Below are 14,076 nucleotides of genomic sequence, written 5' to 3' on the forward strand. Positions count from 1 at the left end.
TCCGTTGTCGGCGGCGGGTGTCACCATCGGGGCATGGTGCAGGTCTGTCTGAACGGAACCCGGGGAGCGGCGGACGGCGCGGTCGTGCCGCTGACGCCCGAGGCGCTGGCCGAGTCGGCGGCGCGGGCCGTCGCCGCGGGGGCCACCGACGTCCATGTCCACCCCAGGACGCCCTGCGGACGGGACTCGGTCGCGCCGCGCGTGGTGGCGGCCGCTCTCGACGCGATCCGGGCGCGGGTGGCGGTGCCGGTCGGCGTCACCACGGGCGCCTGGGCGGAGCCGGACCCCGCGCGGCGGCTCGCCCGGGTGCGCGACTGGACGGCGCTGCCCGACCACGCCTCGGTGAACTGGCACGAGCCGGGCGCGGAGGAACTGGCGGCCGCCCTGATGGAGCGGGGCGTCGGCGTGGAGGCCGGCATCTGGTCGGGAACGGACGGCGCGGCCCGGTTCGCGGCCTCTCCGCTCGGCCCGGGCGTGCTGCGGGTGCTCGCGGAGGTGACGGACACCGTCGAGGAGACGGCCGCGGCGACCGCGCGCGCTCTCCTGGCCGAACTGGGGCCGGCGTTCGGCCGCCCCGTGCTGCTGCACGGGGAGGACGGCGGGGCCTGGCCGGTGCTGCGGCTGGCGCGACGCCTCGGGCTGGCCGCCCGCGTCGGGCTGGAGGACACGCTGTACCTGCCGGACGGGCGACGGGCCGCGTCCAACGCCGAGTTGGTGGCGCGGGCGGTGGCCCTGCACGGGTGAGCGCGCCCGGCACGGGTGCATCCCACGCGCGCCACGCCGGCGCGAGCCGGACGCCCGGGCGGTCCCGGGAGCCGGAACGGCTCACGTCGAGCCGGACGGCCGCCGAAGTCGGCCACGTCCTGGCGGACTTGGGCATCGGCACCCGTCGACGCTAGCAGCCGTCAATCCGGTCGCTCCACCCGTTTCCCGTGGGGACAGTAGGGCCCGATGAAACCCGAACCAGGTCCGTCGAATCCCTGAGGAGTCCCCGATGTCGACGCTGCGCGTCACCGCCGAAGTGCTGACCGTCCACGAACACCCCGACGCCGACGCCCTCGAACTGGCCCAGGTCGGCCTGTACCGGGCCGTGGTCGCCAAGGGCGCCTACCGGACCGGCGAGGCGGCCGTGTACATCCCCGAGCAGTCGGTGCTCCCCGCCGCGCTGATCGAGGAGCTGGGCCTGACCGGGCGGCTGGCGGGCAGCGGGGCGGACCGGGTCAGGGCGGTGCGGCTGCGGGGCGAGCTGTCGCAGGGGATCGTGTGCCGGCCCGAGGCGCTCGCCGACGTCGACCTCGCGCGGGCGGCGGCGCAGGGCACCGACTTCGCGGAGCGGCTCGGCATCGTCAAGTGGGTGCCGCCGATCCCGCCGACCATGAACGGCGAGGTGGAGGCCGCGCCGGAGCTGCTGCCCTGGGTCGACATCGAGAACATCCAGCGCTATCCCGCCATCTTCGAGGAGGGCGAGCCCGTCGTCGTGACCGAGAAACTGCACGGCTCCGCCTGCCTGCTGACGTACGTCGCCGAGCAGGAACGGGTGTACGTCTCCTCGAAGGGCTTCGGCGCGAGGTCGCTCGCGCTGACGGAGGACCCGCGCAACCTGTACTGGCGGGCGGTGCGCGGCCACGGCGTGCCCGAGGCGGCGGCCCGCCTCGCCGGCCGGCTCGGCGCCCGCCGGGTCGGCGTCTTCGGGGAGGTCTACGGAGCGGGCGTGCAGGACCTGACGTACGGCGCGGACGGCCGGCGCGACACGCTCGGCTACGCGGTCTTCGACGTCTGCGCGGACATCGACGGCACCGTCCGCTGGCTGGACGCGACGCGGCTGCTGGAGGGCGAACTGCCCCTGGTCCCGCGGCTGTTCGAGGGCCCCTACGACAGCGAGCGGATCCTCGGGATCGCGACCGGCCGCGAGACCGTGTCGGGACGCGCGCTGCATCTGCGCGAGGGCGTGGTGATCCGGCCGGCCGTCGAGCGCCACAGCCCCGTGACCGGGGGCAGGGCGATCGCCAAGGCGGTCAGCGGGGCCTATCTGACGCGCAAGGGCGGCACCGAGTACGAGTGAGGCCGCGGGGGCGTCCGCCGGGCGCGCGGGAGGCGCCCGCGGGGCCGTCCCGGTGCGGGAAGGGCCGGCTCAGCGGTCCCCGCCCGCACGGTCGTCCGGCTGCGTGCGCTGCGCCATCAGCCGCGAGCCGGAGGCCCGTCGGCCGAAGGCGTCGTCGGGGTTGGACAGGACACAGGTCGCCAGGGACAGACAGCCGCAGCCGATGCAGTCGGTGAGGTGGTCCCGCAGGCGGTTGAGCTGCCGTATCCGCTCGTCCAGCTCGGCGCGCCACGCCCGGGAGAGGCGGGCCCAGTCCTCACGGGTCGGGGTCCGCTCCTCCGGAAGCTCGGCCAGGGCGTCGCGGATCGTGGCCAGCGGGATGCCGACCCGCTGCGCCGCACGGACGAAGGCCACGCGGCGCAGCGCGTCCCGGTGGTAGCGGCGCTGGTTGCCGGCCGTGCGGCGGCTGCTGATCAGGCCCTTGGACTCGTAGAAGTGCAGGGCGGACACCGCGGCGCCGCTGCGCGCGGCGAGCTGACCGACCGTGAGCTCGTGGATCTTCTCGGGAATCTGCGGCACCCCTCGAACCCTACCCACCCGTGCGCCGCCGGGTCCGTTGACAACGACCCGCCGGCGGACCATGCTAAGCAGTCGCTTAGACCTATGGCACGGTGACATGGGCAGCTGGTGACGCGAGAGGGCCGCAAACATGGCAGAGCCGAGGATCTTCACGTCCGTCGACGACCTGAAGGCGGCGGTGGGCGAGCAGTTGGGGCACACCGACTGGGTCGAGGTCGACCAGAAGCGGATCGACCTGTTCGCGGAGGCCACCGGCGACCACCAGTGGATCCACGTCGACCCGGAGAAGGCCGCCGCCGGCCCCTTCGGCACGACCATCGCGCACGGCTATCTGACCCTCTCCCTGCTGCCGCTCTTCGGCCCGCAGCTGATCACGGTCGAGAACGTGAAGATGGGCGTCAACTACGGGACGAACAAGGTCCGTTTCCCGGCCCCCGTCCCGGTGGGCTCGCGGCTGCGCGCGACCGCGGCGATCACCGGCGTCGAGGACGTCACCGGCGGCGTCCAGGTCTCCGTCGCCTTCACCGTGGAGCGCGAGGGCGGCGACAAGCCGGTGTGCGTGGCGGAGTCGGTGTCGCGGTACTACCTCTGACCGGCACGGCGGCCGGCGCGGCTACCTCGCCGCGCCCACCATCCGCAGCACGAGGTCGGCGTACAGCGCGCCGACCTCGTCCGGGGTGCGGGGGCCGTCGATGTTGAACCAGCGGGCCACGTCGATGCACAGGGACAGCACGGCGAGGGTCGTGCCGTGCACGTCCGGCACGTCGAACTCGCCGTTGGCCACGCCGTCCTCGATGATGCCGCGCACCTCGGCGTCGACCTGGCGGCGCAGGTCGAGGATCTCGGCGCGGGCCTCGGGGCCGAGCGCGTCCAGTTCGTACTGGACGACCCGTGCCGTGGTGCGCCGCCCGGCGTGCCAGCGGACGAAGGAGCCGACCGCCTCGGCGAGGCGCCGGGTGGCGTCGCCCTCCCCGGCGGCCGCCGTGCGCAGGATGTCCAGGGCGCGGTCGTGGCCGATCCGGCTGATGCGGTGGAGCAGCTCTTCCTTGGTCTTGTAGTGGATGTAGAGGGCCGCCGGGCTCATGCCGGCACGGCCCGCGATGTCGCGGGTCGTCGTCGCGTGGTAGCCGCGCTCGGCGAAGGCCTCCACGGCGGCGACCAGCAGCCGCCGGGCCGCGTCAGGGGTGACCTCGTCCCACGGCTCGATCTCGCCGCCGGCCGTCTCCTCCGCCGTACTCATCGCTCGTCCGCCCCTCTCGCCGCACAGGAGCTCCACCATACAGCCGAAACTGAGCGCTCGCTTAGAGTGCCCGCTCAGAGCTTCTCGAAGGGGTTGTACACGCGCCCCGAGGCGTCCTGCCTGTCCCGGATCACCTTGGCCAGGGTGAAGGACGACGTGACGAGGTAGAGGACGGCGATCGCGAGGAAGGCGCGCACCCAGGCGTCGGCGTCCAGCTTGAAGATGCCGATGGCGGTCGCCGCCATGGCCACGGCGAAGGACGCGACCGCCTGGCCGTAGAAGGCGGCGGTGTTCTGCTTGACCGGTGTCTCGCTCATGACGACAGCCTCGCCGCGGCGGGGCCCGCACCGCATCCGTGCGGGTACTCAGGGCGTACTCAGAACGCCGAGACGCCCGTCAGCGACCGCCCGATCAGCAGCTTCTGGATCTGGCTCGTGCCCTCGTACAGAGTCATGACCCGCGCGTCGCGCAGCAGTTTGCCCGCCGGGTACTCGTCGATGTAGCCGTAGCCGCCGAAGACCTGAAGGGCGTTGTTCGCCGCGCGCACGGCGGCCTCCGAGGCGAAGAGCTTGGCCTTGGAGGACTCGGTGGCGAAGGGCAGGCCGCGGTCGATCAGGTCGGCGACGCGCCAGGTCAGCAGCCGGGCCGCGTCCACGTCGACCGCGATGTCGCTGATCAGCTCCTGCACCAGTTGGTGGCGGGCGATCGGCTTGCCGAACTGCTCGCGCTCGCCCGCGTACCGGACCGCCGCGTCCAGGGCGGCCTGCGCGATGCCGACACAGCCCGCGGCGACCGACATCCGCCCCTTGGCCAGCGCCGACATCGCGACCGAGAACCCCTTGCCCTCGGGCGCCAGCAGCGCGTCGGCGGGGACGCGGACGTCCTGGAGGACCAGTTCGGCGGTCGCCTGGCCGCGCAGTCCGAGCTTGCCGTGGATGGCCCGCCGGGTCAGACCGGGGGTGTCGGTGGGGACGAGGAACGCGGAGACGCCCTTGTGGCCCGGGGCGTCGGTCGAGCGGGCGAAGAGCAGGACGACGTCGGCCCACGTGCCGTTGGTGATGAACGTCTTGGCGCCGTTGATGACGAAGTCGTCGCCGTCGCGGACCGCGCGGGTGGCGAGGTTGCCCGCGTCCGAGCCGGTGCCGGGCTCGGTCAGGCCGAAGCAGCCGACGTACGCGCCCGAGGTCAGCCCCGGCAGCCAGCGGCGCTTGTGCTCCTCGCTCCCCCAGGCCGCGATGCTCTTGGCGACCAGCCCGAGCGAGACGGACACGATCCCGCGCACGGACGAGTCCCCGCGCCCCAGCTCCTCCGTGACCAGGCAGTACGCGAGATGGTCGCCGCCCGAGCCGCCGTACTCCTCGTCGACGGTCAGCCCGAGGAAGCCGACCTCCGCGAGCTTCGCCACGATCGACCGGTCGACCTCCTCGGCCCGGTCCCAGGCCACGACGTGGGGGGTGATCTCACGCTCCACGAAGTCCCTGGCGAGCCGCTGGACCGCCACCTGCTCCTCGCTGAGCCCCAGATTCACCACGAGATCACCCCACCGCCGAAGTCCGACTTTAAATTAGCACTGCTAGTTTCCATGGTGCAGCCCTACTATGTGCGCCATGGCCCGACCGCGCAAGCCCCTTCTCAGCACCGACCGGATCGTCCGGGCCGCACGCGCGCTCGTGGACGCCGAGGGGCTCGCGGCCGTCTCCACGCGCCGGCTCGCCGCCGAACTGGGCGTGAGCGGGCCCTCGCTGTACAACCACTTCCGCACCAAGGACGAGATCCTGGAGGCCGTCGCCGACTCGGTGAGCGCGCAGGTCGACCTGTCGATGTTCGAGGACGACCGCGACTGGCGCACCGCGCTGCACGAGTGGGCCGTCTCCTACCGCGCCGCCCTGCGCGACCATCCGAACATCGTCCCGGTCCTCGCCCGGGGTCCCGGCCGGCGGCCCGCCGGGCTGCGGCTGGCCGACGCGGTCTACGGCGCGATGGTCCGCGCCGGCTGGCCCGCCGCGCAGGCCACCTCCATCGGCGCGCTGATGCGGTACTTCGTCATGGGCTCGGCGCTCGGCTCCTTCGCCGGCGGCTTCGTCGACGACGTCAGCGCGTACGACCCCGCCGACTACCCCCACCTAGGCCAGGCCCACCTGCTCGCCGACCAGCAGGAGAAGATCGACGAGCGGGCGTTCGAGACCGGCCTGACGGCCCTGCTGGACGGGCTCGCCCGGCAGTTCGAGCACCTGCCCTAGCAGGCGGGCGGGCACGGTTCGGCGTGGGCCGAACCGTTCGTCGCCCATGCTGGACCCCGTGAGCGACACACACGCGGGTGATCATCGGGACGCACGGGCGCCGGGGCTGGCCGCCCTCGCCGGACTGGTCGCCGACGAGACGCGGGCCGCCTGTCTGCTGGCGCTGCTCGACGGGCGGGCCTGGACCGCCGGAGAGCTGGCCCGGCACGCGGGCGTGGCCGCGTCGACGCTGAGCGAGCACCTGGGCAAGCTGGTCGCGGGCGGGTTGCTGGCCGAGGAACGCCAGGGGCGGCACCGGTACGTCCGGCTCCTCGACCCCCGCGTCGCCCAGCTCCTGGAGGACCTCGCCGCGCAGGTCGCCCCGGATCCCGCCCGCCGTCCGCGCGGCCTGCGGGCCTCGACGGCCGGTTCGGCCATGGCCCGGGGCCGCACCTGCTACGACCACCTCGCCGGCCGGCTCGGCATCGCGCTCACCGACGGCCTCACGGCGCGGGGGCTGCTGGGCACGGCGGACGGCGGGGCGGGCCGGGCCGCCGACTTCGCGCTGACCGAGGCCGGAGCACGCTGGTTCGCGGACAACGGCATCGCGCTCGAGCGGACGACCCGCCGGCCGCTCGCCCGCGCCTGCCTCGACTGGACCGAGCGCCGCCCCCACCTCGCGGGCGCCGCCGGCGCGGCCCTGTGCCGGCACGTTCTCGACGCGGGCTGGTGCGTGCGCGTCGGCTCGGAACGCGCGGTGAAGGTGACACCGGCCGGCGAGCGGGCGCTGACCGAGCTCCTGGGGGTCGAGGCGACGGCACTGCACTGACCGGCGCCGGTCACACGGCGGGGTGCGGCGGCGTGGCGCCGCGCCGCCGGGCCCGGCGCGCGCCGCCGCCTGCTCCTCGTCCGAAATCCGCGAGACCGGGACCTTCTTCCTTCCTAGCCTGGAGACCATGATGAACAGTGCTCGGCGTGCGGAACGGCGTACGCGAGGGGCGGCCGCCGGGGCGGCCGCGGTCAGCGTCGTGCTGTGGGCGTCCGCCTTCGTCTCGATCCGCAGTGCGGGGGACGCGTACTCGCCCGGGGCGCTGGCGCTCGGGCGGCTGCTGTCCGGCGTCGCGGTGCTGGGGATCGTCTGCGCGGTGCGGCGTGAGGGGTGGCCGCCGCGGTCCGCCTGGCGCGGGATCGCCATCTCCGGGGTGCTGTGGTTCGGCTTCTACATGGTGGTGCTCAACTGGGGCGAGCAGCAGGTGGACGCGGGGACGGCGGCCATGGTCGTCAACATCGGGCCGATCCTCATCGCGCTGCTGGGCGCGCGGCTGCTCGGCGACCTGCTGCCGCCGCGCCTGGTGACCGGCATGGCGGTGTCCTTCGCGGGCGCGGTCACGGTGGGGCTGTCGATGTCCGGCGAGGGCGGGTCGTCCGTGCTGGGCGTGGTGCTGTGTCTGCTCGCCGCCGTCGGGTACGCGGGCGGGGTCGTCGCGCAGAAGCCCGCCCTGGCCCGGGCGAGTGCGTTGCAGGTGACCACGTTCGGGTGCGCGATAGGGGCGGTGGTGTGTCTGCCGTTCGCGGGCCGACTCGTCCGGGAGACGGCCGAGGCGCCGCTCTCCGCGACGCTGAACATGGTCTACCTGGGCGTCTTCCCGACCGCGCTCGCTTTCACCACGTGGGCGTACGCGCTGGCCCGGACGACGGCCGGCCGCATGGGGGCGACCACGTACGCGGTGCCCGCGCTGGTCGTGGGGATGTCGTGGCTGGCGCTGGGCGAGGTGCCCGCCCCGCTCACCCTGGCGGGCGGGGCGCTGTGTCTGGCGGGGGTGGCCGTGTCCCGCTCCGGACCGCGCGCCGCGCCGCCGGTCCCGACCGCCGGGGCCGCGCCCGCCGGGGCCACGGGCGCGGAGATGACCGGGGCGTCGCCCGCGGGACCCTCGGGCGCGAAGACCCCGGGGACCACGACCGCGGGGGCCGCGGGCGCGGAGACCGGGACCTGAGGCGCCATGGCCGGGGAGTCGGCCCCGCCGTCGGCCCGCCGTCCTCCCCCGTCGTCGTCCACCTTCGTCGTCCCGCCGTCCTCCCCCGTCGTCCCGCCGTCGTTCACGCGGTCGCCGGAGGCGGGTCCCGGGCGGAGCGCCCGCCCCGCCGCCGTCAGAAGATCACCAGAGCCCGTCCGCCCTTGCCCGCCAGCATGCTCTCGAAGGCCGCCGGGATGTCCTCCAGGCCGATGCGGTCGGTGACCAGGGCGCCCAGGTCGAGGCGGCCGGCCCGGACGTGGCCGGCCAGGACCGGGAGGTCCTTCGCCGGGTCGCAGTTGCCGTAGACGCAGCCCGACAGGGTGCGGCCCCAGTGGAAGAGTTCCAGGGCGTTGAAGGTGACCTGCTGGTCCTTGCCGCCGATGCCGACGACCGTGGTGCGGCCGCCGCGCCGGGTGGACTCCCAGGCGGTGCGGATGGTGACGGCGCGGCCCACGCACTCCACCGCCACGTCGACGCCCTGTCCGCCGGTGAGGCCGCGGATGTCGCGTGCCGTGCGGTCGGAGGCGACGACGTACTCGGTGGCCCCCGCCGCACGGGCCAGCGCCTCCTTCTCGGGGGAGACGTCCACGGCGACGATCGTCGAGGCCCCGGCGATGCGGGCGGCCTGGAGGGTGGCGAGGCCGACCCCGCCGACGCCGAAGACGGCGACCGTCTCGCCGGACCGGACCCGGGCGCTGTGGTGGACGGCGCCGTACCCGGTGAGGACCGCACAGCCGAGGAGGGCCGCGTCGGTGAGGGGGACGCCGTCCGGCAGTGGCAGGGCGCAGGAGGCCGGGACGACGGTCTCCTCGGCGAACGCGGCGACGTTCAGGCCGGGGTGCAGCTCCGTGCCGTGCTGCGTGCGGGCGTGGACCTCGCCCGCACCGGCGAGGGCGTCGGCGCACAGCCAGACCTCCCCGAGGGAGCAGGCATGGCAGGCGCCGCAGGACGGGGCCCAGTTGAGGACCACCCGGTCGCCGGGGGCGAGGTGCTCGACGCCCTCGCCGACGCCGACGACGGTGCCGGCTCCCTCGTGCCCGAGGACGGCGGGGACCGGCAGCCGCATGGTGCCGTCGGACAGGGACAGGTCGGAGTGGCACACCCCGGCGGCGGCGAGCCGCACGCGGACCCGGCCGGGCCCCGGCTCGGGCAGTTCGATCTCCGTGATCTCCAACGGGGCCCCCACGGCGGGGAGTACGGCGGCGCGGACAGCCATGGTCGGTGACTCCCTTAGAACTGGAGGGACTTGGTCTGGAGGTACTCGGCGAGGCCGTGCGCGCCGAGCTCGCGGCCGACGCCCGACTGCTTGTAACCGCCGAAGGGCGCAAGCGGGTTGAAGCGGCCGCCGTTGACGTCGACCTGGCCGGTGTCCATCCGGCGGGCGAAGGCCACCGCCTCCGCCTCGTCCCCGGCCCAGACCGCGCCGGCGAGCCCGTACACCGTGCCGTTGGCGATCCGCAGGGCGTCCTCCTCGTCCTCGTAGCGCAGCACGCACAGGACGGGCCCGAAGATCTCCTCCTGCGCGACGGTCATGTCGGGGGTGACGTCGGCGAAGACCGTGGGGCGGACGAAGTAGCCCCGTTCGCGCGGGGAATCGGGGCCGCCCGCCACCAGCCGGGCCCCCTCGGCGACGCCCTGGTCGATGTACCCGCGCACCCGCTCGCGCTGGCGGGCGCTGACCACGGGGCCGATGCGGTCGGCGTACTTGGCGGCCGCCGCGGCGGCGAGCCCGACCGCCTCGTCGTAGCGGTCGCGGTGGACGAGCATCCGGGTCCAGGCGCTGCACGTCTGCCCCGAGTTGGACATCACGTTGGCGACGCCCACGTTGACGGCCCGTGCGAGGTCGGCGCTCGGCAGGATGACGTTGGCCGACTTGCCGCCCAGTTCGAGAGCCGTCTTCTTGACGGCCGCGCCCGCGGTGGCCGCGATCCGGCGGCCCACGGCCGTGGAGCCGGTGAAGGAGACCAGGTCGACCTCGGGGTGTTCGGCCAGGGCCTGGCCGGCGACCGGGCCCAGCCCGGTGACCAGGTTGAACACACCGGCCGGGACGCCCGCCTCGTGGACGGCCTCGGCGAACAGCTGGGCGGTGAGCGGGGTGTCCTCGGCGGGCTTGAGGACGACCGTGCAGCCCGCGGCGAGCGCCGGGGCGACCTTGGCGACGATCTGGTGGAGCGGGTAGTTCCAGGGGGTGATCGCGCCGACGACGCCGATCGGCTCGTGGAAGACGGTGGAGTTGCCGACCCTCTCCTCGAAGGCGTGGGTGGCGGCCAGTTCGGCGTAGGAGGCGGCGACCGCGATCGGCACGGCCGCGTGGACCGCCTGGGAGAAGGCCAGGGGTGAGCCGAGTTCGGCGGTGACGGTCTCGGCGATCTCGTCCTTGCGGGCGGCCAGGACGTCCCGCAGGGCGGTCAGACGGGCCGCGCGCTCGGCCGGCGGCGTCGCGGCCCAGCCGGGCAGGGCGGCCCGGGCGGCGCGCACCGCGGCGTCGACGTCCTCGGCCCCGGCCGCCGGGACCCGGCCGATGACCTGCTCGTCGACCGGGTCGACGACCTCGATCACGTTGCGGCCCGCGGCCGGGCGCCACGCGCCGTCGAGGTAGATGCCGTCATGTGCCTTCATCGCGTTCCCTCCGGCGGGCGTCGTCGTCCGCGACCTAAACTAGCGCCGTTAGTTTTCCGGCACCAGGGGCCACGGGAGCACGTCCGCTCACTCGTCCAGGTCGGGCAGCCGGGCCGGGGCCGGGCTGACGCGGTCGCCGTGCTGGTCGAAGACGAAGACATGGGCGGTGTCGACGAGGAGCGGGACCTGCATGCCGTGCCGCAGGTCGAAGTCGGGGGTGGTGCGCACGACGAGGTCGCCGAGGGGGCGGTGCCCGGCGGGCGCGGGCGGCCCGTCCTGCTCGGCGGGCTCGTCCAGGACGACGACCGGTCCGGCCCGCAGGCTGCCCGCGCGCTCCCGCAGCCGGCCCAGCACCCCGCCCTCGCGCCGGCGCCGCCGGGAGGGCCGCGGGAGCGGCCGGGGCGCCTCCAGATCCGGTACCAGGGCGGACCGGGAGCCGGTGTTGAAGTGCACGAGCACCTCGTGGCCCTGGAACTCGACGTGCTCCACCAGACCGGTGATGTGGGTCTCCTCGGGCCGGGCCTCGGCCGGCGTGGCGATGCGGACGGCCTCCGAGCGCAGCCCGACGATCACCTCTCGCCCCTGTTGCACGCGCAGCAGCTTGTGGTCCGGGCAGAGGGGTTCGGGCAGCCGCAGGGCCTGTCTGCCGAGGCTGATCGTCATCGCGCCGTCCAGCGGGGCCCGGACCAGGCCGCGCAGGAGGTTGATGCGCGGGGTGCCGATGAAGGCGGCGACGAAGACGTTGCGCGGCAGCGCGTAGACCGAGCGCGGGGAGCCCACCTGCTGGAGGACCCCGCCGCGCAGGACGGCGACCCGGTCGCCGAGCGACATGGCCTCGGCCTGGTCGTGGGTGACGTAGACCGTGGTCACGCCGAGGTCCCGGGTCAGCCTGGAGATCTCGGCGCGCAGACGGTTGCGGAGCTTGGCGTCGAGGTTGGACAGCGGTTCGTCCATGAGGAAGGCCGAGGGGTGGCGGGCGATGGCCCGGCCCATGGCGACGCGCTGGCGTTCCCCGCCCGAGAGCTGGGCGGGGAAGCGATCGAGGAGGTCCTCGATGCCGAGCATCCGCGCGGTGGCGTCGACGCGGGGGGCGGGGTCGGCGCCGGGCGCCTCGATGCGCAGCGGGAAGCCGATGTTGTCGCGGCCAGTCATGTTCGGGTAGAGCGCGAAATTCTGGAAGACCATCGCGATGTCCCGGTCGGACGGCGCCAGGTCGTTGGCGTATCCGCCGTCGAGGCGCAACTCGCCCTCGGTGATGTGCTCCAGCCCGGCGATCATCCGCAGCACGGTCGACTTGCCGCAGCCGGAGGGGCCCAGCAGGACGAGGAACTCGCCGGGCGCGATGTCCAGCGACAACCGGTCCACCACCCGTCCGCTGCGGGCGTGGACCTTGCTGACGTCGTGCAGGGAGATGGCGCGTGTCATGAGAGGTGTCCCCGGGGACTCACTAGGGCGCTGGTGCTCCGCGGTCCGGTCCGCCCCGTGCGGGTCGACGGGGCGTTGCGTCACGGAAGTTAACGGACCGTGCCCGGCCGGGGGAAGAGAGGGGGCCGGATCGGCGGCCGTGGTCCGACGGGTGAGAAAACCGGACCCGCTGGTTCACACGCTCGGGGGCCGCCGACCCGGCCGGAGCCGCCGGACCCGCCGGGCGCCGGGCCGCGCGGGACGGTCGCGGCCCGGCGCCGGGTCGGCGGGGGGGGTCAGGGGTCTGCCACGGGTCTGCGGGGGGGTCTGTCAGCGGGTCTGCGTCAGGTGGGCGAAGACGACGACGTTGCTGGTGTATCCCGTCGCGCGGCGGAAGAGCCCTCCGCAGGTGAGGATCCTGAGCTCGGGCCGCCTGCTCGGGCCGTACACCTCCTTGTCGGGGAAGGTGGCCTTGTCGAAGACCCGCACCCGGTCCACGGTGTAGACGGCGGTGCGTCCGTCGGCGCGCTTCGCCTCGATCCGGGCTCCCCGCGCCACGCGCGCGAGGCCGGCGAAAACCGCCGGGCCGGTCTTGGTGTCGCGATGGCCGACGGCGACGGCCGTGCCCCGCTCCCCCGGGGTCGGGCCGCCCGCGTACCAGCCGACGAGCTCGGGGTCGTCGACCGGCGGCGTCCCGAGATGGCGGTCGGGGCCGAGCCGCAGCGGGACGATCGGCGCGTCGATGCCCAGGGAGGGCACCCGCAGGGTGGTCGCCGGGGACCGGGTGAGCGGACGCGGCGGGGGCTCGGGCCGCTCGGTCCCCTTCTTGCCCTCCGTCCGGTCCTGTGCGCCGTCGTCCCCGGGGGCCGGGGCGGCGGCCGCGCCGCGGGAGGCCGCCCCGTCCGCCCGCACCGGGACGGGCGGTGCGCCGTGCCCCCCGCACTGGACGCCGACCGTCACCAGGACGGCCGTGAGCACGGCCGTCCTGGCGAGGCGAAAGGCACGCCTCCGGTACCAGGGCCTGCGAAGACGCCTACGCGGCACCATGGTTGCGCCGGCGGGTCAGTCGGAAGTAGGCGCCGCCGCCGATGGCCACCAGGCCGACCGCCGCGGCCCCCGCCAGCGGGGTGAAGGAGTGCGAGGGGTCGGCGAGACCGCCGCCGCCGGCGTGGACGCCGCCCTCCGGGCCGCCGCCCTTCTCACCGTTCCAGCCGCCGCCCTGGCCGCCGCCGGCCTGCTCCCTGCCGCCCTGCTCCCTGCCGCCCGGCCCGTTGCCGTTCTGTCCGTTCGCGGCGACCTCGCGGCCGTCGTCGGTGATCGGCCGGTTCGGGCCCTGGTTGCCGCCGCGCTGCCCCTCGGGGCAGCTGATCTTGAAGACCTTCACCTTGGGCGAGGGGGCCGGAGGAGCGCCCGGGGCGGCGGCCGGGAGGGTCCACTCGAGGGTGTAGGACCCCTCGGCCAGTCCCAGGGTGTCCGTGTGCCCGGCGCCGTCGGTCAGGGTGATGTTGCCGGTGACGGTCGCGGTGTCGGGGGCCGGCGGCCGGGCCTTGATGGTGTAGCCGACGGTCGGCAGTTCGCCGAAGTTGGCGGCGTCGAGGTAGAAGCGGCAGGCCACCGGGTCGTCCTTGGAGACGCCCGGGGGCACCTGCTCGCGGTGGATCCTGATGTCGCCGGCCTCCCCTACGGCCATGGCGGTCGGCGCGGCGAGGCAGGTGAAGCCCGCCGCGGCGAGCACCGTGAGAGCCGTGGCGCCGAGGCGGGCGCCGAAGGCGGGCGGGAGCGTCGAGCTGGACATGCGCATTCCTCCGAGTCAGGACGATTTTCATACAAATCGCTCTTGCACCTGACTCTCTTTCACATCCACGCCCCCGACGGTGGGAGCGCCGCCCGACGCGCCGTCAGACATCGCTCGACCGGCGCAACCCCTCCCCGGACCGGCGGCCGCCCACGGCCCCCGCC

General features: G+C 74.7%; 15 protein-coding genes. 6 read left to right on the forward strand and 9 right to left on the reverse strand.

The features are described from left to right. The first annotated feature begins 33 nt into the window (after positions 1-33). On the forward strand, positions 34-744 hold the full coding sequence (locus KMS84_RS22405) for a 3-keto-5-aminohexanoate cleavage protein (RefSeq protein ID WP_256918204.1): 711 nt from the start codon (positions 34-36) through the stop codon (positions 742-744). A 250-nt stretch (positions 745-994) separates the two neighbouring features. Further along, the gene (locus KMS84_RS22410; RefSeq protein ID WP_256918205.1) at positions 995-2,062 is read left to right on the forward strand and encodes an RNA ligase (ATP); all 1,068 of its coding nucleotides are present in this window, start codon (positions 995-997) and stop codon (positions 2,060-2,062) included. Between the two features lie 69 nt (positions 2,063-2,131). Here KMS84_RS22410 and soxR read toward each other — a convergent pair whose 3' ends face one another. Continuing rightward, positions 2,132-2,620: a redox-sensitive transcriptional activator SoxR gene (gene soxR, locus KMS84_RS22415; RefSeq protein WP_256918206.1), complete on the reverse strand. Its 489-nt coding sequence runs from the start codon at positions 2,618-2,620 to the stop codon at positions 2,132-2,134. Positions 2,621-2,750: 130 nt separating this feature from the next. Between soxR and KMS84_RS22420 the strand changes: the two genes are divergently transcribed. Next, a complete protein-coding gene (locus KMS84_RS22420; protein WP_256918207.1) occupies positions 2,751-3,212 on the forward strand; it encodes a MaoC family dehydratase in 462 nt (153 codons plus the stop codon). A gap of 21 nt (positions 3,213-3,233) precedes the next feature. Here KMS84_RS22420 and KMS84_RS22425 read toward each other — a convergent pair whose 3' ends face one another. The 3 genes from KMS84_RS22425 to KMS84_RS22435 form a co-directional block, all read right to left on the reverse strand. Next, positions 3,234-3,860: a TetR/AcrR family transcriptional regulator gene (locus KMS84_RS22425; protein WP_256918208.1), complete on the reverse strand. Its 627-nt coding sequence runs from the start codon at positions 3,858-3,860 to the stop codon at positions 3,234-3,236. A gap of 74 nt (positions 3,861-3,934) precedes the next feature. Then, positions 3,935-4,177 (reverse strand): YiaA/YiaB family inner membrane protein, encoded by a 243-nt coding sequence (locus KMS84_RS22430; RefSeq protein WP_256918209.1) that lies wholly within the window; start codon positions 4,175-4,177, stop codon positions 3,935-3,937. A 59-nt stretch (positions 4,178-4,236) separates the two neighbouring features. Further along, on the reverse strand, positions 4,237-5,388 hold the full coding sequence (locus tag KMS84_RS22435; protein ID WP_256918218.1) for an acyl-CoA dehydrogenase family protein: 1,152 nt from the start codon (positions 5,386-5,388) through the stop codon (positions 4,237-4,239). Positions 5,389-5,467: 79 nt separating this feature from the next. Between KMS84_RS22435 and KMS84_RS22440 the strand changes: the two genes are divergently transcribed. The 3 genes from KMS84_RS22440 (at position 5,468) to KMS84_RS22450 (ending at position 8,073) form a co-directional block, all read left to right on the forward strand. Continuing rightward, positions 5,468-6,100 (forward strand): TetR/AcrR family transcriptional regulator, encoded by a 633-nt coding sequence (locus KMS84_RS22440; protein ID WP_256918210.1) that lies wholly within the window; start codon positions 5,468-5,470, stop codon positions 6,098-6,100. A 46-nt stretch (positions 6,101-6,146) separates the two neighbouring features. Beyond that, complete coding sequence (locus tag KMS84_RS22445) at positions 6,147-6,908, forward strand: ArsR/SmtB family transcription factor (protein ID WP_256918211.1); 762 nt, start codon at positions 6,147-6,149, stop codon at positions 6,906-6,908. Between the two features lie 130 nt (positions 6,909-7,038). Further along, positions 7,039-8,073: a DMT family transporter gene (locus KMS84_RS22450; RefSeq protein WP_256918219.1), complete on the forward strand. Its 1,035-nt coding sequence runs from the start codon at positions 7,039-7,041 to the stop codon at positions 8,071-8,073. A 154-nt stretch (positions 8,074-8,227) separates the two neighbouring features. Here KMS84_RS22450 and KMS84_RS22455 read toward each other — a convergent pair whose 3' ends face one another. The 5 genes from KMS84_RS22455 to KMS84_RS22475 form a co-directional block, all read right to left on the reverse strand. Continuing rightward, complete coding sequence (locus tag KMS84_RS22455; RefSeq protein WP_256918212.1) at positions 8,228-9,310, reverse strand: zinc-binding dehydrogenase; 1,083 nt, start codon at positions 9,308-9,310, stop codon at positions 8,228-8,230. Between the two features lie 14 nt (positions 9,311-9,324). Then, complete coding sequence (locus KMS84_RS22460; RefSeq protein WP_256918213.1) at positions 9,325-10,713, reverse strand: aldehyde dehydrogenase family protein; 1,389 nt, start codon at positions 10,711-10,713, stop codon at positions 9,325-9,327. Positions 10,714-10,800: 87 nt separating this feature from the next. Beyond that, on the reverse strand, positions 10,801-12,138 hold the full coding sequence (locus KMS84_RS22465; RefSeq protein ID WP_256918214.1) for an ABC transporter ATP-binding protein: 1,338 nt from the start codon (positions 12,136-12,138) through the stop codon (positions 10,801-10,803). Positions 12,139-12,447: 309 nt separating this feature from the next. Then, the gene (locus KMS84_RS22470; RefSeq protein WP_256918215.1) at positions 12,448-13,164 is read right to left on the reverse strand and encodes a class F sortase; all 717 of its coding nucleotides are present in this window, start codon (positions 13,162-13,164) and stop codon (positions 12,448-12,450) included. Continuing rightward, positions 13,151-13,912 carry a hypothetical protein gene (locus tag KMS84_RS22475; protein ID WP_256918216.1) on the reverse strand — a complete coding sequence of 254 codons (762 nt, stop codon included), beginning with the start codon at positions 13,910-13,912 and terminating at the stop codon, positions 13,151-13,153. Before KMS84_RS22475 ends, KMS84_RS22470 begins: the two co-directional genes overlap by 14 nt. Between the last annotated feature and the right edge of the window lie 164 nt (positions 13,913-14,076).

It is taken from the genome of Streptomyces hilarionis (assembly GCF_024539675.1).
Classification (GTDB): domain Bacteria; phylum Actinomycetota; class Actinomycetes; order Streptomycetales; family Streptomycetaceae; genus Streptomyces; species Streptomyces hilarionis.

Coding starts and splice junctions, on each gene's coding strand:
- KMS84_RS22405 (WP_256918204.1), top strand. CDS start 34: ATGGTGCAGGTCTGTCTGAACGGAACCCGGGGAGCGGCGGACGGCGCG.
- KMS84_RS22410 (WP_256918205.1), top strand. CDS start 995: ATGTCGACGCTGCGCGTCACCGCCGAAGTGCTGACCGTCCACGAACAC.
- KMS84_RS22420 (WP_256918207.1), top strand. CDS start 2,751: ATGGCAGAGCCGAGGATCTTCACGTCCGTCGACGACCTGAAGGCGGCG.
- KMS84_RS22425 (WP_256918208.1), bottom strand. CDS start 3,860: ATGAGTACGGCGGAGGAGACGGCCGGCGGCGAGATCGAGCCGTGGGAC.
- KMS84_RS22430 (WP_256918209.1), bottom strand. CDS start 4,177: ATGAGCGAGACACCGGTCAAGCAGAACACCGCCGCCTTCTACGGCCAG.
- KMS84_RS22440 (WP_256918210.1), top strand. CDS start 5,468: ATGGCCCGACCGCGCAAGCCCCTTCTCAGCACCGACCGGATCGTCCGG.
- KMS84_RS22445 (WP_256918211.1), top strand. CDS start 6,147: ATGCTGGACCCCGTGAGCGACACACACGCGGGTGATCATCGGGACGCA.
- KMS84_RS22450 (WP_256918219.1), top strand. CDS start 7,039: ATGAACAGTGCTCGGCGTGCGGAACGGCGTACGCGAGGGGCGGCCGCC.
- KMS84_RS22455 (WP_256918212.1), bottom strand. CDS start 9,310: ATGGCTGTCCGCGCCGCCGTACTCCCCGCCGTGGGGGCCCCGTTGGAG.
- KMS84_RS22460 (WP_256918213.1), bottom strand. CDS start 10,713: ATGAAGGCACATGACGGCATCTACCTCGACGGCGCGTGGCGCCCGGCC.
- KMS84_RS22465 (WP_256918214.1), bottom strand. CDS start 12,138: ATGACACGCGCCATCTCCCTGCACGACGTCAGCAAGGTCCACGCCCGC.
- KMS84_RS22470 (WP_256918215.1), bottom strand. CDS start 13,164: ATGGTGCCGCGTAGGCGTCTTCGCAGGCCCTGGTACCGGAGGCGTGCC.
- KMS84_RS22475 (WP_256918216.1), bottom strand. CDS start 13,912: ATGTCCAGCTCGACGCTCCCGCCCGCCTTCGGCGCCCGCCTCGGCGCC.